This is a genomic window from Serratia sp. NA_112.1, from assembly GCF_052691715.1.
This window is the reverse complement of the sequence record NZ_JBQZFO010000002.1, coordinates 371152-389362: the sequence shown is the minus strand read 5'-3', so window position 1 is coordinate 389362 and position 18211 is coordinate 371152. Positions and strand designations below refer to the sequence as shown.

22 protein-coding genes are annotated in these 18211 nt (G+C 57.3%); 11 read left to right on the top strand and 11 right to left on the bottom strand.

Annotation, left to right across the window (positions count from 1 at the left end; all coding sequences use genetic code 11):
* Nucleotides 1–13: 13 nt before the first annotated feature.
* The 10 genes from fliJ (at nt 14) to sra (ending at nt 6695) form a co-directional block, all read left to right on the top strand.
* Nucleotides 14–460 (top strand): flagellar export protein FliJ, encoded by a 447-nt coding sequence (gene fliJ, locus ACUTQ5_RS06215; protein ID WP_445650522.1) that lies wholly within the window; start codon nt 14–16, stop codon nt 458–460.
* Nucleotides 457–1680 (top strand): flagellar hook-length control protein FliK, encoded by a 1224-nt coding sequence (locus tag ACUTQ5_RS06210; protein ID WP_445650521.1) that lies wholly within the window; start codon nt 457–459, stop codon nt 1678–1680. The genes fliJ and ACUTQ5_RS06210 overlap by 4 nt, the downstream gene beginning before the upstream one ends.
* 306 nt (nt 1681–1986) lie before the next feature.
* Nucleotides 1987–2475 (top strand): flagellar basal body-associated protein FliL, encoded by a 489-nt coding sequence (gene fliL / locus ACUTQ5_RS06205; RefSeq protein WP_445650520.1) that lies wholly within the window; start codon nt 1987–1989, stop codon nt 2473–2475.
* 5 nt (nt 2476–2480) lie between these two features.
* Nucleotides 2481–3482 carry a flagellar motor switch protein FliM gene (gene fliM, locus ACUTQ5_RS06200; RefSeq protein WP_445650519.1) on the top strand — a complete coding sequence of 334 codons (1002 nt, stop codon included), beginning with the start codon at nt 2481–2483 and terminating at the stop codon, nt 3480–3482.
* On the top strand, nt 3479–3892 hold the full coding sequence (gene fliN, locus ACUTQ5_RS06195) for a flagellar motor switch protein FliN (protein WP_135317022.1): 414 nt from the start codon (nt 3479–3481) through the stop codon (nt 3890–3892). The genes fliM and fliN overlap by 4 nt, the downstream gene beginning before the upstream one ends.
* Nucleotides 3892–4296: a flagellar biosynthetic protein FliO gene (gene fliO, locus ACUTQ5_RS06190; protein WP_261123102.1), complete on the top strand. Its 405-nt coding sequence runs from the start codon at nt 3892–3894 to the stop codon at nt 4294–4296. The genes fliN and fliO overlap by 1 nt, the downstream gene beginning before the upstream one ends.
* Nucleotides 4297–4394: 98 nt before the next feature.
* A complete protein-coding gene (gene fliP, locus ACUTQ5_RS06185; protein ID WP_445650518.1) occupies nt 4395–5129 on the top strand; it encodes a flagellar type III secretion system pore protein FliP in 735 nt (244 codons plus the stop codon).
* A gap of 12 nt (nt 5130–5141) precedes the next feature.
* Nucleotides 5142–5411, top strand: a complete 270-nt coding sequence (gene fliQ, locus ACUTQ5_RS06180) for a flagellar biosynthesis protein FliQ (protein WP_445650517.1) — start codon at nt 5142–5144, stop codon at nt 5409–5411.
* A 2-nt stretch (nt 5412–5413) separates the two neighbouring features.
* Complete coding sequence (gene fliR, locus ACUTQ5_RS06175) at nt 5414–6196, top strand: flagellar biosynthetic protein FliR (protein WP_445650516.1); 783 nt, start codon at nt 5414–5416, stop codon at nt 6194–6196.
* 367 nt (nt 6197–6563) lie between these two features.
* A complete protein-coding gene (gene sra / locus ACUTQ5_RS06170) occupies nt 6564–6695 on the top strand; it encodes a stationary-phase-induced ribosome-associated protein (protein ID WP_445650515.1) in 132 nt (43 codons plus the stop codon).
* A 281-nt stretch (nt 6696–6976) separates the two neighbouring features.
* On the opposite strand, the gene flgL is transcribed toward sra, so the two are convergent.
* The 11 genes from flgL to flgB form a co-directional block, all read right to left on the bottom strand.
* A complete protein-coding gene (flgL, locus tag ACUTQ5_RS06165; RefSeq protein ID WP_445650514.1) occupies nt 6977–7936 on the bottom strand; it encodes a flagellar hook-associated protein FlgL in 960 nt (319 codons plus the stop codon).
* 58 nt (nt 7937–7994) lie between these two features.
* On the bottom strand, nt 7995–9641 hold the full coding sequence (flgK, locus tag ACUTQ5_RS06160) for a flagellar hook-associated protein FlgK (RefSeq protein WP_261094497.1): 1647 nt from the start codon (nt 9639–9641) through the stop codon (nt 7995–7997).
* A 349-nt stretch (nt 9642–9990) separates the two neighbouring features.
* Nucleotides 9991–10932 (bottom strand): flagellar assembly peptidoglycan hydrolase FlgJ, encoded by a 942-nt coding sequence (flgJ, locus tag ACUTQ5_RS06155; protein ID WP_445650513.1) that lies wholly within the window; start codon nt 10930–10932, stop codon nt 9991–9993.
* Entirely contained in the window at nt 10932–12032 is a 1101-nt protein-coding gene (locus tag ACUTQ5_RS06150; RefSeq protein ID WP_445650512.1) for a flagellar basal body P-ring protein FlgI, read from the bottom strand. Before ACUTQ5_RS06150 ends, flgJ begins: the two co-directional genes overlap by 1 nt.
* Nucleotides 12033–12177: 145 nt before the next feature.
* Nucleotides 12178–12879, bottom strand: a complete 702-nt coding sequence (gene flgH, locus ACUTQ5_RS06145; RefSeq protein ID WP_445650742.1) for a flagellar basal body L-ring protein FlgH — start codon at nt 12877–12879, stop codon at nt 12178–12180.
* 88 nt (nt 12880–12967) lie between these two features.
* Nucleotides 12968–13750 (bottom strand): flagellar basal-body rod protein FlgG, encoded by a 783-nt coding sequence (gene flgG, locus ACUTQ5_RS06140; protein ID WP_012145687.1) that lies wholly within the window; start codon nt 13748–13750, stop codon nt 12968–12970.
* An 18-nt stretch (nt 13751–13768) separates the two neighbouring features.
* Nucleotides 13769–14524, bottom strand: a complete 756-nt coding sequence (locus ACUTQ5_RS06135) for a flagellar basal body rod protein FlgF (protein ID WP_445650511.1) — start codon at nt 14522–14524, stop codon at nt 13769–13771.
* A gap of 12 nt (nt 14525–14536) precedes the next feature.
* Entirely contained in the window at nt 14537–15760 is a 1224-nt protein-coding gene (gene flgE / locus ACUTQ5_RS06130; RefSeq protein WP_445650510.1) for a flagellar hook protein FlgE, read from the bottom strand.
* A 70-nt stretch (nt 15761–15830) separates the two neighbouring features.
* On the bottom strand, nt 15831–16508 hold the full coding sequence (gene flgD, locus ACUTQ5_RS06125) for a flagellar hook assembly protein FlgD (protein ID WP_012145690.1): 678 nt from the start codon (nt 16506–16508) through the stop codon (nt 15831–15833).
* Nucleotides 16509–16520: 12 nt separating this feature from the next.
* Entirely contained in the window at nt 16521–16925 is a 405-nt protein-coding gene (gene flgC / locus ACUTQ5_RS06120) for a flagellar basal body rod protein FlgC (RefSeq protein ID WP_261108965.1), read from the bottom strand.
* Between the two features lie 5 nt (nt 16926–16930).
* On the bottom strand, nt 16931–17344 hold the full coding sequence (gene flgB / locus ACUTQ5_RS06115; RefSeq protein WP_445650509.1) for a flagellar basal body rod protein FlgB: 414 nt from the start codon (nt 17342–17344) through the stop codon (nt 16931–16933).
* A 160-nt stretch (nt 17345–17504) separates the two neighbouring features.
* Here flgB and flgA point away from each other — a divergent pair, with 160 nt between their 5' ends.
* Nucleotides 17505–18158: a flagellar basal body P-ring formation chaperone FlgA gene (gene flgA, locus ACUTQ5_RS06110; RefSeq protein ID WP_445650508.1), complete on the top strand. Its 654-nt coding sequence runs from the start codon at nt 17505–17507 to the stop codon at nt 18156–18158.
* Nucleotides 18159–18211: the final 53 nt, after the last annotated feature.

The window sequence follows — 18211 nt, the reverse complement described above, 5'->3', positions numbered from 1 at the left end:
AGGCGAAAACCCGATGAAACCACAGTCCCCCCTGATTACCCTGCGCGATTTGGCGCAGGACGCAGTAGAACAGGCGACGCAGCAATTGGGCCAGGTGCGCAAGGCACAGCAGGCAGCAGAGCAGCAGCTTTCCATGCTGCTCAATTATCAGGATGAGTACCGCCAAAAGCTGAATAACCAACTGATCGGCGGCATGGAATCGTCCAACTGGCAGAACTACCAGCAGTTTATCGGCACGCTGGAGCAGGCCATCACCCAGCATCGCCAGCAACTGACGCAGTGGGTGCAAAAGGTCGAGAGCGCGGTGAAACACTGGCAGGACAAACAGCAACGGCTGAATGCCTTCGAAACCCTGCATACCCGCGCCCAAAGTGCGGAACTGCAGTTGGAGAATAAACGGGATCAAAAACTGATGGATGAGTTTGCTCAACGCAGTGCACAAAGGAATATCCACCCATGAACCTCAACCTATTGCCAGGTCTGTCGACCCCAGGCGACAGCGGATTACTACCAGACGCACAGTTACCGCTGGATGAGTCCTCCCTTTCGTCCGCCTTTGCTCAACTGCTCGGTGCACGTGTACTGCCGGCCGATAAGGCTGCAGGCAAGCTGTCGCCGATGGCGCTGAGCGCAGACGAGGACACCACGCCGCTGAGCCGCAACCAGCTAACCCAGCTACTGGCCACCTTCGGCGAACGTGATGGGCTTTTGGCGCCCTCGCTATTAACCAGCGGTCAGCAGGCGGCCGTAGCGCCAGGTGAAGAGTCGCTGAAAGATCAAACTGCGGAAAATACCGCCCTGCGCCCCGCCGGCGAAATCGACGCGGCCACCTTACAGGCGCTGTTCGCCATGCTACCGATCGCCGTAACGCCGGTGATACCGGCCACCGCTGCGGGCGTCGGGGAACTGAGCGTTGAAGGTGAACCCGGTACGACACAACCTACGGCTGTGCTGAGCGCCACGCTGGGCCGCCCCTCGGACGCCTCCGGCAGCCCGATAACGGACACACAGAAAACCCCGACGACCCTGAGCAAAGATCCTCTCAGTATGGATAGCCGCGCCGATGCACCACAACAGACTGCGGCCACCCAGGATAAGCCGGATGCAGCTGCATTGAAATTCAGCGCCGATACGCCGGCACCGGTCAATCACCTGATGGCACCGCCAGTCTCCAGCCCAACGGTGGCAGCAGCTCCAGCCTCTTCGCTGGTCACCGCCCCGCCCACGCCGCAGCTAAATGCTCAGCTTGGCAGCCCCGAGTGGCAACAGGCGTTGAACCAACAGGTGCTGATGTTCCATCGCAACGGCCAGCAAAGCGCAGAACTGCGCCTGCATCCGCAGGAACTGGGGGCATTGCAGATCACCCTCAAGCTCGATGACAGCCAGGCACAGTTGCACATTGCCTCCGCCCACGGTCAGGTACGTGCCGCCGTGGAAGCCGCCATGCCACAGTTGCGTCATGCGCTGGCAGAGAGCGGCATCAACCTGGGACAGAGCAGCGTCGGCAGTGAGTCCATGCCGCAGGGGCAACAGGCGCAACAACAAAACGCCGGGCAACAGGGCCAACCAAGTTATCGCGATAACCACGCCGGCAGCGAACCGGCCGTAGAAGCCCTCAGTGCTCCACAGGCATTGCAGGCGATGGCTCGGGCCGTCAGCGGCGTTGATATTTTCGCCTGACTGACCACAAACGCCCAAGCTGGCACGCTTTTCCCCGCCTATTCTGGCTATTGCACGCCGGAATAGACGGGATAATACCGCTACCCGTCATACTTGAAGCTGCATCATTGTTGGTTGCGTTTGCGCGCCCCAGTCACATAGTTACCTATGCTCCTGGGGACTTACAAACTGGCCGCCGCGATGCAACTCCAATTATTTAGGGCAAATTATGTCATGCATGCGGTTTTTACACGCGACACATCGTCGCGAGACCTTAGGTTGCAACTTGAAAGACGACGGGTATAACAACAGGAATTTGGCTTAGCAATGTCTCAGAACTCCCTTCCAACAGCCTCAAAAAATAAACGTCCGTTACTGGCTTACCTGCTGGTGTTGATTACCCTGCTCGCCTGCGGCGCAGCCGGCTACAGCTGGTGGCAGCTCAAACAGCACCAGAGCGACGCACAGCCCGCAGTCAAACCACAACCTCCGGCCGCACCGGTGTTTATGCCGCTGGACACCTTTACCGTCAATCTGATGACGCCGGATAACAACCCCGATCGCGTGTTGTATATCGGCCTGACATTACGCTTGCCGGACGAGAACACCCGCCGCCAACTTAACGATTTCCTGCCGGAGGTGCGTAGTCGTCTGCTGATGCTGCTGTCCCGTCAGGAAGCGGGTAAGTTGAGCAGTGAACAAGGGAAACAGCAATTGGTGGCGCAGATTAAGGACGTACTTAGCCCGCCGCTGGTTAAAGGACAACCGAAGCAGGTGGTCAGCGATGTGCTGTTCACCGCCTTCATACTGCGGTAATCACTATGGGCGACAGCATTCTTTCACAAGCAGAGATCGACGCCTTGCTTAACGGCGACAACGCGGGAGATGAACCCGTCGCGGTCACCAGCAATGAGAGCGAGGTCAAGCCGTACGATCCGACCACCCAGCGTCGCGTGGTGCGTGAGCGCCTGCACGCACTGGAAATCATCAACGAACGTTTTGCCCGGCAGTTCCGCATGGGGTTATTCAACCTGCTGCGTCGCAGCCCGGACATTACCGTCGGCCCGATCAAAATTCAGCCGTACCACGAATTTGCCCGCAACCTGCCGGTGCCCACCAACCTCAACCTGGTGCACCTGAACCCGCTGCGCGGTACCGCGCTGTTCGTGTTCGCGCCGAGCCTGGTGTTTATCGCGGTCGATAACCTGTTCGGTGGCGACGGCCGCTTTCCGACCAAAGTGGAAGGCCGCGAATTCACCCCCACCGAACAGCGGGTGATCAAGCGCATGCTGCGTCTGGCGCTGGATGCTTACGGCGACGCCTGGAGCGCGATTTACAAGATCAACGTGGAATACGTGCGCGCCGAAATGCAGGTGAAATTCACCAATATCACTACCTCGCCAAACGACATTGTGGTTACCACTCCGTTCCAGGTGGAGATCGGTGCGCTGAGCGGTGAATTCAACATCTGTATTCCGTTCGCGATGATCGAGCCGCTGCGCGAACTGCTGACCAACCCACCGCTGGAAAACTCACGGCAGGAAGACAGCCACTGGCGCGAAACGCTGGTGAAACAGGTGCAGCATTCCGAACTGGAGCTGATTGCCAACTTCGTCGATATCCCGATGCGGCTGTCAAAAATCCTGAAACTGCAGCCGGGTGACGTATTACCGATTGATAAACCGGATCGCCTGATCGCCCACGTGGACGGCGTACCGGTACTGACCAGCCAATACGGCACGTTAAACGGGCAGTACGCCCTGCGTGTTGAACATTTGATTAACCCTATTTTGAATGCTCTGAGTGAGGAACAGCCCAAATGAGTGATCCTAAGCAACCGTCTGGCGAAGGAAAGGAATCCGTGGACGATCTGTGGGCTGATGCGTTTAACGAACAGCTTGCAACCGACAAAACCTCTGCCAGCGACGCGGTATTCAAATCGCTGGAACCACAGGAGGCCGGCGGTAGCCTGCAGGACATCGATCTGATCCTGGATATCCCGGTCAAGCTGACCGTCGAACTGGGCCGCACCAAAATGACCATCAAGGAGCTGCTGCGCCTGTCGCAGGGTTCGGTCGTGGCGTTGGACGGGTTGGCGGGTGAACCCCTGGATATCATGATCAACGGTTATCTGATTGCCCAGGGCGAAGTGGTGGTGGTGGCCGACAAGTTCGGCGTACGCATCACCGATATTATTACCCCATCCGAACGTATGCGCCGCCTGAGCCGCTAATGAACCCAAACGCCACCGCGCCCGCTCAGGGCACTTTACAACCCGCCACCCCGGCACTGCCGGCCGGTTCGGTGCTGACACAGGTCAGTACCGCACTCGGCGGGATCCTGCTGCTGATCCTGCTGGCTGGCTGGCTGTTTCGCCGATTGGGGTTCGCCCCACAGGCACGTAACAGCAAACTGTTAAACCTGCGGGCCAGCTGCCAGGTCGGTCAGCGTGAGCGCGTGGTGGTGGTCGAGGTGGACAACACCTTGCTGGTGCTGGGCGTCACCGCCCAGCAAATCACCCCGCTGCATACCATGCCTGCCCCTGCGCAAGATGACAGCGCGACCGACAGCGCAGCGCCGGCTGATTTTCGCCAACTGATGCAAAAAGTTTTGAAACGTCCGGAAAAATCGGCATGACTCACACTCAACAATCAGCATCCCCGACGATGACTCCTCTCCGCGCGGATTGGCAGAAAACCGCCGCCTTCCCCCTCTCCTGTTGGGAGAGGGCCGGGGTGAGGGGAAAACACCTCCTGGCCGCTGCCCTGCTGCTAATCAGCCCGGCGGCTTTCGCACAATTGCCTGGGCTTATCAGCCAGCCGTTGGCAGGCGGCGGCCAAAGCTGGTCGCTGCCGGTGCAAACTCTGGTGCTGCTGACCTCGCTCAGTTTCCTGCCCGCGATGCTGCTGATGATGACCAGTTTCACCCGTATCATCATCGTGCTCGGGCTACTGCGCAACGCGCTGGGTACCCCTTCCGCACCACCGAATCAGGTGATGCTGGGTCTGGCGCTGTTCCTGACCTTTTTCATCATGTCGCCGGTATTCGACAAGGTCTATCAGGACGCCTACCTACCGTTCAGTCAGGACAAAATCAGCCTGGACGTGGCCATGGATAAGGGCTCGCAGCCGCTGCGCGAATTTATGCTGCGCCAGACGCGTGAAACCGATTTGGCCCTGTACGCCAAGCTCGCCAACCTGCCACCACTGGCCGGGCCGGAAGCGGTGCCGATGCGGATTCTGCTGCCGGCTTACGTCACCAGTGAGCTGAAAACCGCGTTCCAAATCGGCTTCACGGTGTTTATTCCGTTCCTGATTATCGATCTGGTGGTGGCCAGCGTGCTGATGGCGTTGGGGATGATGATGGTGCCCCCGGCAACTATCTCGCTGCCGTTCAAACTGATGTTGTTTGTGTTGGTGGATGGCTGGCAGTTGCTGCTGGGTTCGCTGGCACAAAGTTTTTATTCATAACCGGAGCCGCCAATGACCCCTGAATCCGTAATGGCGCTGGGCACCGAAGCGATGAAAGTGGCCCTGGCGCTGGCGGCCCCTATGCTGCTCGCCGCGTTGGTCAGCGGTCTGGTGGTCAGCCTGCTGCAGGCCGCCACCCAGATCAACGAAATGACATTGTCGTTTATCCCCAAAATTCTGGCGGTGGTCACCACCATCGTGATTGCCGGCCCCTGGATGCTCAACCTGCTGCTGGACTATATGCGTACGCTGTTCACCAACCTGCCGAATCTGATTGGTTAACCATGCTCACATTTGACAGCGCGCAGTTCGGCGTCTGGCTTAGCCAATATTTCTGGCCGCTTTTGCGCATTCTGGCGTTGATCAGCACTGCGCCGGTGTTCAGCGAAAAGCAAATCAGCAAGAAGGTAAAGATTGGCCTGGGCGGACTTGTCGTGATCCTGATCGCCCCTGGGTTGCCCATTAGCACCGTCCCTATCTTCTCCGCCGCCGGGCTATGGTTGGCCGCACAGCAGATCCTGATCGGGGTGGCGCTCGGCCTGACCATGCAGTTCGCCTTCGCGGCAATCCGCCTGGCCGGCGAAGTGATCGGCATGCAGATGGGCCTGTCGTTCGCCACCTTCTTTGACCCCAGCGGCGGGCCGAACACCCCGCTGCTGGCGCGGCTGCTCAACCTGCTGGCAATGTTGTTGTTCCTCAGTTTTAACGGCCACCTGTGGCTGATTTCGCTGCTGGTCGACAGCTTCCATACTCTGCCCATCCAGGCCGAACCGCTCAACGGCAACGGTTTTCTGGCACTGACTCAGGCCGGTTCGCTGATTTTCATCAATGGTCTGATGCTGGCACTGCCACTGATTTGCCTGTTGCTGACGCTGAACATGGCGCTCGGCCTGCTTAACCGCATGACGCCGCAACTGTCGGTATTTGTCATCGGCTTCCCGGTCACTATGACCATCGGCATTATGACCATTGGCATGATGATGCCGATGCTGGCACCGTTTTGTGAGCACCTGTTCGGTGAGTTCTTCGACAGGCTGGCCGATGTCATCGGCAGCATGACCCCCTAGCGTTACCCTCATACAAGCGGCTTAACGGCCGCACCTCGCCGGACAAACTGGCAGTAAAACCCCTTTCTCGCTATAAAAATTTGAAAAAACCAAATTAACACGATTTGGCTTCGATTATTTTTATAGCCTTGAATAATAAAATACCCCCCTTAGAATGGCCTTGTTAAATAAAAATCCATCAGTAAAAACAGCCGTCGAAGAATAAAAAAAAGGGGTGAATTTAAATATTAAATAACGCACAGGGAAGTTAAATAAAAACTCTGACATCCATCATCCGCAGGGATAAAAATACTTTTCCACCGGGGTCAGCCGGCGGGACAGGCATGTTTATTCTCCGCGGTTTACCTCTACCCTCAGGAGCACAGAAATGAAAGCAAAAACCAACCGAAGAGCACGCAGAGCCTTAGGCATGGCGCACTGGGCAACCAACCGTATTAAAATTTCATTATCCACTTCGCCGAACGGTGAAAAATGGATCCTGGTGAAAAAGAAAAAATAACATTACGCTATAAATATAGCCTCTGGTGTTATTCCTCTCCCCGCCTGAATATTTAAACGTTTCCCGACGTTAAATAAGGCGAAAAAAAAGCACGTCACTCAAACCTTCGTGGGGGAAAGAGTGACGTGCAAAAAGTGCGCCCGGTTTCAAGAATGCTCTATAGAGATAGCGCCTTCTAAGCACACCCAAAGAGGCTTGCTTATCCCCAGGGGCTTACTTAAGTAAGTGACTGGGGTAAGCAAGTGCAGGTAACAACGCGGCAGCTGGAAAGACGAAGGGGATCAGCGGTTCATCTGGAACAGCGACATCCCCTGCATATCACCGAAGGTTTTGTACGACGCCTGCAAGGCCGCCTGCTGCATAAAGTAGCTCGATATCGACTCGACCAGATCGGCATCCACTAGCTCACTCATCTGCGTTTGGTTGATCATGTTGCGTTCTTTGCCAATGCTGTCCAGCGTATCCATTTCCTTCAGTTGGTTACCCAGTTCGGCACGTACGCTGAGCACATTGTTGTAGGAGTTGTCCAGGCCACGGTTGGCCTTGGCCAGCGCATCGTTCACCTGCTGTTTGGTGGCGTCGTCCGCGTCCTTCAAGGGGGTTTTCAACGCCTTCAGCGCGATATCAATGCTTTCAAACACGTTAGAAACCGGTGCACTACCGTCCGGCTCCGGCTTCGGGTTACTGGTCAATGACATGAACACCGTATCGCCGGTATGGCCAATGGTCATGGTGCGGTTGGCATCCACTTTCTGCTCGACGGCCTTGTTACCGCCGGCGTAGCTGACTGAACCGCCGTTATCGACAAACGGTGGCTTGTCATTGACGAAGCCGCCAAACATGTAGCGACCGTTGCCGTCAGTGCTGTTGGCCTGGTTGAGCAATTGATCTTTCAGCCCCTGCAGTTGGGTAGCCAGCGAATCACGGTCGTTATCGCTTTCGGTACCACCGGCACTGACGACCAGCGCCTTCATATCGCCGATGGTAACGGTTGCCCCGCGCAGTACTGTCTCTTCCATCGACACACTTTGGCGGGCAAAGGTTCGCGCCAGCGCATACTGGGTGTTTTCCGACTGGGACTGAGCCAGCATCACCGCCTGTGATGCCGCCAGCGGATCGTCGGACGGATTGCTGACCTTTTTACCGGTGGAAAGCTGCTCTGCCGCCTTCATAAACAGTGATTGGTTGCCGGTAATACCGGACATGTTCTGTTGGTACATCATGCTGGTGCTCATGCGCATGGTGCAGGCTCCTCAAAATCGGTGACCGGAGCCAATGCGGCCCCGGTTAAAAAGGAAATCAACGGATATTCAGCAGCGCATCAAACATCGAGCTGGCGGTCTGGATCACCTGCGCATTAGCCATGTAATACTGCTGGAAACGCAGCAGTTCACCGTACTCTTCATCCAGGTTAACGCCTGAAACCGACTGCTGTTGGATAGTCAACTGCTTGACGATATTGTTCTGTGAGGTCACCGAAACCTTGGCCGATGCCGTCTGGTTACCCACGCTGCTAACCATGCTGGCGTAGGCACCGCTGAAGGTGGCCTTGCCGTCGACCAGTTTCTTGGTTTGCAGATCGAGAAGCTTTTTGGCGTTTTCGTTATCACCACGACCGCTGTCATCCTTACCGGCAGCGGCAATGTTTGATGAGTTGGTAATGGCGACCTTCAGGCTGCCCGCTACGTCGCTGACCGGTTTCACGGTGAAGCTGTCATTCTTTTGCGCGTTACCTTCGATGCCAACCTTCAGGCCGTCAAAACTTAACGTCGCTTTGCCATCGGCATCGGTACCCGCGGTGGCGTTAACCTTCACGTTGTCCGGCAGGCGGCTCACCTGCCAGTTGCTACCGTCAAACTCTACCCGGTAATCATTGGCTTTCACCTTACCAGTATCGGTGTAGGACACCGACAGCGCCGCATCGCCGGTATTGCGGCTGTTATCCACCACGCGTCCGCCGCCAAAGTTGAAGAAGTCGGTCCCGGCGTCGCCGTTGAGATCGAACCCGGCGCGGTGTTGTTGGTTAAAGCTGTCCGCCATCACCAATGCCAGTTGCCCCAGCTGATTGCGTGTGGCATCCAGTGATTCACTGCGGAATTTCAGTACGCCGCTAACGCTGCCACTGGTGATTTGCCCTTCTGGCACTTCGCTGACGCCGTTGCCGCGGTTATAACCCAGGGTCAGGCGGGCAGGATCGCCGCTGGAGGGGATGGCTTCAACCTGGTAGGCGTTGTTGCCCTGCACCAGAGTCAGACCGTTGGCGAAAGAGACCGTATAAGCATCGCCGTCCTGCTGGGTTACCTGCACCCCCACCACCTGGTTTAGCTCGGTGACCAACTGGTCGCGCTGATCCAGTAAGGCATTCGGCTCACCTCCACTGCCGCGCAGGCGGGTGATTTCATCATTGAGTTTGGCAATCTGCTGACTGTAGCTGTTGATCTGCGTCGCGCTATCGCTGAGCTGCTGATTAACGCCGCTGTCCATATCGCGCAGATATTTATCGGTGTTATTGAACTGATTGACCAGACCATTGGCTTTGCCCAGCACCGTCTGACGCGCTGCGTCATCACCGGCGTTGCTGACCAGATTCTCCAGGTTACTGAAGAAGTCCTGCATGTTGGTCGACAAGGTGTTGGTCTTACTGGCCAGCAGGTTGTCGATCTGCGAAATTTTCTCGAAATAGGCGTTCTGCGCCCCGGCCTGGCTCTGCGCGCCGCGCAGCTGATTGGTAATAAACTGATTGTATTCGCGGTTGACACTGGTGACGGTAACGCCATTGCCAATAAAGCCGTTCATGGTGCTCATGCCGCCATTCTGCGCCAAAATCGCCGTCTGGCGGTTATAGCCCGCCACGTTGTAATTGGAGATGTTGTTACTGACGGTGCTGAGCGCCACCTGAGCCGCATTCAGCCCGCTCATCGCGGTATTGATTAAGCTATTGGACATAGAAGTTCCTTTTGCTGCGGCGCCGCTGGCCCACAGAAGTCAATTAATCTGCTGAACCCATTCGCCCAGCCTGTGTTGGTTATCGGCAAAAAGCGGGGAAACTTGATAGCAAATTGCTAGCCCTATTCATGATTTATGACATTCGCAAATCCCCAAAATAATTGGCGTTGCAGCACGGCGGCCAGCAAGGGAGTCCCCGGAAGCTTGGTCTGCCAAGTGACCGGGGTGACAAATCTGCCGGGAGCTGATTTGAACGCTGCCTGCAGCGGCCCCGTAAGGGGTAAGGCCCACGGATGGGCCGAATAACGACGTGCAGCCAACACAGCTGCAGCGTCAAGAATGAGGGGATTTAGAACAGATCCTTCAGGTCATGGGTATAGGCTTTGACCACCTGCTCGCCGCTGTTTTTCATCTGCTGGATCACGCTGACCAACTTGTTGGCGTATTGCGGATCGGTTGCGTAACCGGCCTTCTGCAACGCATGTGCCGCCTGTTCGGGGCTGCGCGCATTGGCCACTTCGGCGTAGCGAGGGTTATTGGTCAACAGCTTGACGTAGTCGGCAATCGCTTCAACGTAAGAGCCGTAGACCCGGAACTTCGCCTTGATCTTCTTCGCGGCCCCCTGCTCAAACTCGGTGGTGGTGACCTCGGTAACCGGCCCGCTCCAACTGCTGCCTGCCTTGATGCCAAACAGGTTGTAGCTCGGCGAACCGTTGGCGGTCGGGATCTCGCGCTGGCCCCAGCCCGACTCCAGCGCGGCCTGCGCCACAATCAACTGATGCGGAATGCCGCTCTGCTGGCTGGCAACGCGCGCCGGAACGGACAGCCGGGCGACAAAGTTGCCGTTATTGAGCGACAGTGCCGACGCCGCAGGCGCTTTTGGCACTGCACGACGAATCATTTGCTCCAGCGCCTGATTCGGCAGCGTTTGCAGTACCTCGTTGTCCAGCGCCATTGGCGATATGCCCGCCGCCTCACTCGGCACCGCATTGGCGTTGCTCATTTGCCTGACCATCATGTCGGCCATCCCCAACCCCTTCTGCGACATCTGCTGGGCAATCTGCTGGTCATACATTGAGGTATAGAGCCGCGACTGATCGCTGCTCAGCACCCCGTCCTTGGGTAGCGCGGCACGCATACTTTTCAGCATCATCTGCACGAACATGCCTTCAACCTGTTGCGCCACCTGTTTGAGATTGCCCTGCGGATCGCTCGCCGCGTCACGCTTAAGCCCGTTTAGCGCCTGCGCATCATAAGCGGCACCCGACATCGCCATCAGATCGCCAGCCATCAGATGATTTCCAGTTTGGCGCGCAGACAGCCGGCGCTTTGCATTGCCTGCAGGATCGACATCAGATCGATCGGCGTAGCCCCCAAGGCATTCAGCGCGCGGATCACGTTGTTCAGATTGGCGCTGGCATTAACCTTCTGCAGCGAACCGCCCTGCTGCTGCACCGAAATTTGGGTATTTGGCGTCACCGCGGTCTGCCCGCCACCAAACGGCGTCGTCGGTTGGCTGACGGTATTTTGCCGATCGACCACCACCGACAGATTGCCCTGCGCCACCGCGCAAGAATCCAGGATCACGTCGCGGTTCATCACCACCGACCCGGTACGCGAGTTGATGATGACTTTGGCATCCATCGCCCCGACGCTGACGTTAATGTTCTGGATCTCCGCCAGGAAACGCACCTGTGAACTGTTGCCCTGCGGCACCAGTACCTGAATAGTGCGGGCGTCCAACGGTGAGGCGGTGCCGCCACCGCGCTGGCGGTTGATGGCATCGCTGATCTGCTGAGCCAAGGTGAAATCTTCATCGTTCAGTTGCAGATTAATCACGCCACCGGCACCGAAGGTGGTTGGCAGTTCGCGTTCAATGGTAGCCCCGTTACTGATGCGGCCACCGGCCAGTTGGTTGACCTGTACGCTACTGCCTCCAGCCGAGGCACCGGCCCCCCCCACCAGCACGTTGCCCTGTGCCAGTGCGTAAACCTGGTTATCAACGCCTTTCAGCGGCGTCATCAGCAAGGTGCCGCCACGCAGGCTTTTGGCGTTGCCCATTGAGGACACCACCACGTCAATATTTTGCCCGGTGCGTGAAAACGGCGGCAGCTTGGCGGTGACCATGACCGCAGCTACGTTTTTCAGCTGCATATTGGTACCTGGCGGCACCGTGATACCCAGTTGCGACAGCATATTGCTCAGGCTCTGGGTGGTGAACGGCGTCTGCATGGTTTGGTCACCGGAACCATCCAGCCCCACCACCAGCCCGTAACCGATCAGTGCGTTATCACGCACGCCTTGCACCGTGACCAGATCGCGAATGCGCTCCGCCGCGGCCGGCAGGCTCAGCGCACTAATCACCAGCGCCATTAGAAATTTCTTTAACATTGGAACCTCATTCGCCTTACCCACAAGGCGTTATTGTCGCAGGCAGTTTGGGGGCGGGCGGCGCACAGGGAATGGAGCGTACACGCAGTACGTGACTGCCCCGAGCACTGCCCAACCTCAAAATGGCAAGTAAAATAGCCTGTACTCAAAACGGTGAGACATTTAAGAAGAAGCGCTGTAACCAACCCATGGTCTGCGCCTCGTTGATATAACCGTTGCCGACGTATTCAATGCGCGCATCTGCCACCTGAGTGGAAGTGACCGAGTTACTGCCGCTGATGGTGCGGGGATTCACCACCCCGGAGAAACGAATGAACTCGGTACCCTGATTGATGGCGATCTGTTTTTCGCCCACCACGTGCAGGTTACCGTTAACCAGCACCTGATTGACCGTGACGGTAATGGTGCCGTTAAAGGTATTGTTGGCATTGGCTCCGCCCTTGCCGCCGAAGGTGCTGTCGCCGGACATCTCCATATCGGCACGCGCATTGCCCAACAGGCCATCGAGATAGCGCGGCGCAGTGGCAACGCCAAACTTACTGGCGCCGTTGCGGCTGGCATTGGCGGAAGAACTTTTGCTGGCGCTGACGTTTTCCTGCAGCGCGATGGTCAGGGTGTCACCCACGTTACGCGGGCGGCGGTCTTCAAACAGAGGCTGATAGCCGTAGTTCATCGGTTGTACCGTCTGAAAAATCGAGCCGTTGGGCACCGGTGCGCCCGCCGGAGCCGGTTGCGCCGTGGTCGTGCCGTCCACCAGAGGTTTATGCGGAATATATGCGCAGCCGCCCAGCATCAGCATCACCATCGCCGTCAACCAGCGTTTGCCTTGCGGCGGCACGTTTGCCATCAGAGTTGTGGTTACCACGGGTATCGCCTTTGTTTCACAAAATCTTGAGGTTTGTTAGCTGTCTGACGGGCGCAACCGCGCCCGTCAATTACAGTTGCGTCAGTTTTTGCAGCATCTGATCGGAAGTCGATACCGCTTTGCTGTTGATCTCATAAGCACGTTGGGTCTGGATCATATTGACCAGCTCTTCCGCCACGTTGACGTTGGAGGTTTCCACATAGCCCTGATACAGCAGACCGGCCCCGTTTAACCCTGGCGTACTCTCGTTCGGCGCGCCTGAGCTCTCGGTCTCCTGATACAGATTCTCGCCCATGCTTTCCAGGCCGCTGTCGTTGATAAAGGTGGTCAGCGTCAGCTGGCCCACCTGCTGGGCCGCAGTCTGGCCCTGCTGGGTAACGCTGACAATGCCGTCGCGACCTACCGTGATGCTCAGAGCATTGGCCGGAATGATGATCGCCGGCTGCACCTGGAAGCCGCTGGCCGTTACCAGTTGGCCGTTCTGATCTCTCTGGAACGAGCCGTCGCGGGTGTAAGCCAGGGTGCCGTCCGGCATCATCACCTGGAAAAAGCCTTGCCCCTTGATGGCGATGTCTTTGCTGTTATTGGTCTGCGACAGATTGCCCTGGCTGTGCAAGCGCTCAGTGGCCACCGGACGCACACCGGTACCAATCTGCAAACCGGATGGCAGCGTAGTCTGCTCGGAGGACTGCGCCCCCGGTTGGCGCATGGTCTGATACAGCAGATCTTCAAATACTGCACGTTGGCGTTTGAATCCGTTGGTGCTGACGTTGGCCAGGTTGTTGGCAATCACGTCCATGTTGGTCTGCTGCGCATCCAGACCGGTTTTGGCAATCCATAAAGATGGGATCATGGGTTATTTCCTTGCGGCTTAACTCATTGATAATAACGAGTTGGCGCGTTGTTCATTTTCATCCACGCTGTGGATGACCTTCATCTGCATTTCGAAACGGCGGGCGTTGGCGATCATGTCGACCATGGTTTCCATCGGCTTGACATTGCTGCCTTCCAGCACGCCCGGCATGACTCGCACCAAAGGATCGTTCGGTAACTGATTACCACGCTGTTGCTGGGTTTCCGGCGTCAGACGGAACAGACCGTCATCACCGCGCATCACTTCGCGCGCGTCGGCCTTGACCAGTTTCAGCCGACCAATCTGTGCGAGGGTATTTGGCGGATCGCCCGCATTCAGTGCCGAGATGGTACCGTCGGCGGCAATGGTGATCTCTGCCGACGGCGGCACCTCAATCGGCCCGCCATCACCCATTACCGGCATGCCCTGCACCGTCAGTTGCCCGGTGGAAGAAATCTGAAGATTACCGTTGCGGGTGTAGGCTTCACCGCCATCCGGCAGGCTAACCGCCAGAAAACCGTCCTGCTGCAACGCCACGTCCAGCGGACGCGCGGTATAGTTCAGCGCCCCCTGGCTCATGTCGGCACCCGGCGTTGACGCGGTAACCAGCGTGCGCGTCGGCAGACTTGGCCCGTCTACCGGCACCGCACGCAGTGCCGAAAGCTGAGCACGGAAACCCGGCGTCGAGGCATTAGCCAGGTTGTTGGCAGTCACCGATTGCTGCTCCAGCGTCTGCCGCGCCGCGCCCATCGCGGTATAAATCGCGTGATCCATAAATCTATCCTATTAGCGCAGGCTGACCAGCGTTTGCAGGATAGAGTCCTGCGTTTTGATGGTCTGGGCGTTCGACTGGTAGTTACGCTGGGCGACGATCATATTCACCAACTCCTGGCTCAGATCGACGTTGGAGGCTTCCAGCGCGCCGCTGGTCAGTTTGCCGAAGCCACCGCCGCCCGCAATACCCACACGCGGCTGACCCGATGCACCGGTTTCCTGCCAGACGTTATCGCCCTGTGAGGACAGGCCTTCCGGGTTGGAGAAGTTGGCCATCACAATCTGTCCCAGCACCTGAGTCTGCTGATTGGAATAGATGCCCACCACCGTACCGTCGTTGTTAATCTGGAAATTGGTGTACTCACCGGCACCATAGCCGTCTTGCGACACCTTGCTGACCGAATCGGCGCTGACGCTCTGCTGCATGCTCTTGGCAAAACTCAGACTAAGGTTCTGCGCCGGAGCACCGTCTTTGGCGGACATCGGGATCAACATGCTGAACTCGGCGGCGGTGCCTTGTTTACTGGTAGTACCGGTCAGGTTGCCGCTGGTATCGAAGGTCATGGTGCCGGCATCGACAGGTGCTGCGGAGCCATCCTGGGTATACACCTGCCACTTGTTCTCGTCAGTCTTCACGAAGTAGGCATTGATGTTATGGGCATTACCCAACGAGTCGTAGGCCGTGATGGTGTTGACGTAGTTATAAGAATCCTGCTTGGTCGGATCGAAGGTCTTGTTGTCCGGTACCTTATGGGTCGATTTCAGGTTGGTTACCATGGTGCCGGAGGTAGACGCCTTGGCGTTCATCATGCCTTCAGGAATGCTCAATGGCACCGGGTTGGCGCCCTGCTGAATGGTCGGCGGCGTGCCGGCAGCCGGATAACCGGTTAACTGCAGGCCCTGCATGTTGGTCAGGTTGCGGTTTTCATCCAGTTTGAACTGGCCGTTACGGCTGTAGAAAACGCCGCCGTCCTGGTCCTGCATGCGGAAAAAACCGTTGCCGGAAATTGCCACGTCCAGCGCACGGCTGGTCCCGGTGGTGGTGCCACCCTTAAAGTTCTGGGTGATGCCCGCAACCTTGACGCCCAACCCTACCTGCGAATCGGCAAACATGTCGGCAAAGGAAACGGTGCCTGATTTAAAACCGGAAGTGGCGGAGTTAGCGATGTTGTTACCGATCACATCCAGATTGGTTGCTGCTGCGTTCAAGCCGCTTACTGCCTGAGAAAAGGCCATGTCATTCTCCGAATAATATTTAGGCTATCGTCCGATAACGCCCTGTGAATGAGTGAAATAAAAAACCGAATTAAAGAATTTGGCGGACTTCTTCCAGCGTGGTGCTCCCCGCCAGGCCCAGATCCAGCTTCGCGCCGTTCGCGTCACGGATGACGCCGTTGACCATGCCAAAATGCAGGCTGCGCGCCACCAACTGCTCACCGTTACCCTTGGCGTTGATGGTGAAGCTATAGGCTCCGTCGGGTGCAGCGGTGCCGTCCGTCATCGAACCGTCCCAGCTAAACGAATGCACACCGGCGGTCAAACCACCGAGTTCGATAGTGCGTACCGCTTTGCCGGTGGCGTCGGTAATGGTGGCGGTCACCGAGTCGGCCGCACGCTCCAGTTCCAGACCAAACGGCGTGGTGCTGACCTTGCCGTCTTTGCTGCCGGCCAGGATATTGCTGCCGGGGACCATCACGCCGTGACCGATCAATGCGCTGGCCTGCAGTGACTGATTGCTGTTGATCTGGCCGGAAATCGAGCCCAGCGTGGTGTTGAGTTTCTCGATGCCCTGAACGGTGTTGATCTGCGCCAATTGACTGGTCAGCTCATTGTTCTGCATCGGGTTGGTCGGATCCTGATTCTTCAACTGCGCCACCAGCAGCGTCAGGAAGCTGTTGTTCAGATCCTGGCTGGTGTTATTTTTGGCGTTAGCGCCGATGACGCTGTTATCCAGCGATTCAGTGGTGGTTGCGGCAATGGCCATGGCAAGCTCCGGTTATTGACCCAGCGTCAGGGTTTTCATCATCATCGACTTGGTGGTGTTGAGCACCTCGACGTTGGCCTGATAGCTGCGGGAGGCGGAAATGGTATTGACCATTTCCCCCACCACATCCACGTTCGGCATACGCACGTAGCCTTTGCCGTCTGCCAGCGGGTTGCCCGGTTGGTAAACCAGGCGCTCCGGTGCGGGATCGTCTACCACCTGCGCTACACGTACACCGCCGGTTGGCTGCCCGGCCGCGGCGGCAACTTCAAACACCACCTGTTTGGCACGATAGGGCTGGCCATCTGGGCCGGTGACGCTGTCGGCGTTGGCCATGTTGCTGGCGCTGACGTTCAGGCGTTGCGACTGGGCTGACAGCGCCGAGCCGGAGATATCAAAAATATTCAGTAGCGACATGCGCCTTATCCTTGTTGTAACACTGACATCATCCCTTTGATCTGACCGTTGAGCAGCGTCAGATCGGTCTGATATTTCAGGCTGTTATCGGCGAAGTTGGTACGTTCGCGATCCATATCCACCGTATTACCGTCCATGGACGGTTGATCCGGCACGCGGAACAGCAAGTCGAGCTGTGGCGGCTGCATGTTCTGCGCTGGAATGTGGCGTGCGGACGTCATGTTCAGCGCAATGCCACTGCCGCTGGCGCGCCCCTGTTCCATCACCTTGTTCAATTGGCTGGCGAAATCGATGTCCCGCGCCTGATAGCCTGGGGTGTCTGCGTTGGCGATGTTGGCGGCCAGGATTTCCTGCCGCTGGGCGCGCAGATTCAGCGCCTCTTGACCAAAGCGCAGAGCAGCGTCCAGTTTGTCGATCATGCTCCCTCCGCGAGGTTAGAATTTGGAGCCGACAGCATAAACGCCCCTTGCGCCAGCCTATCGTGGGAATAAGAGCAAAATGCGTCGCTATTTATCTGCTTAGCTTGAACGCAGTCCGGGTACACTTACGCGTATCCTGATGGTTGTGGTGGAAGCGAAGATGAAAGGTAAAATGCTGCTGTTGGCAGCGCTGCTGTGCAGCCTGAACGCGCGGGCCGAGGATCTGGCGGCGCAGATTGAAAACTTCGTCACCAGCCAATTCAGCGGCAGTCCGGTACAGGTTAAAGTGCTGGTGCGCACGCCTGCAGCCCTGTGGCCACCGTGCGAGTTTCCACAGTTGTCTCTCGCCTCCAATGCCCGCCGTTGGGGCAACATCAGTATTTCGGCGCGCTGTGGTCAGGAACGGCGTTTCATCCAGACGCAGGTTCAGGTGATCGGCAAATACCTGGTGTCGGCTCGCTCGATCAATGCCGGCAGTAAGCTGACGACGGCGGATATCAAATTGAAAAGTGGCCGGCTCGACACTCTGCCACCCCGTACGCTGTCTGAAGCCGGCAAGGCTCTGGGTGCCGTCAGCCTGCGCAATATCAGCCCCGGCCAGCCGCTGACCCTGGCCATGCTGCGCCGCGCCTGGGTGGTCAAGGCCGGTCAGGCAGTGCAGGTGACTGCGCAGGGGGACGGATTTAACATCAGCGGATCGGGCAAGGCGATGAACAACGCCGCCACAGAAGATAGCGTCCGCGTGCGCATGGCCTCCGGGCAAATTGTTAACGGTATTGTCGGTGACGACGGTGCGATTCGCATCACCTTATAAAACAGTAAAGGTTTCTGAAAACCTGCCGATAAGAAAAACATAAGCGAGTTTGC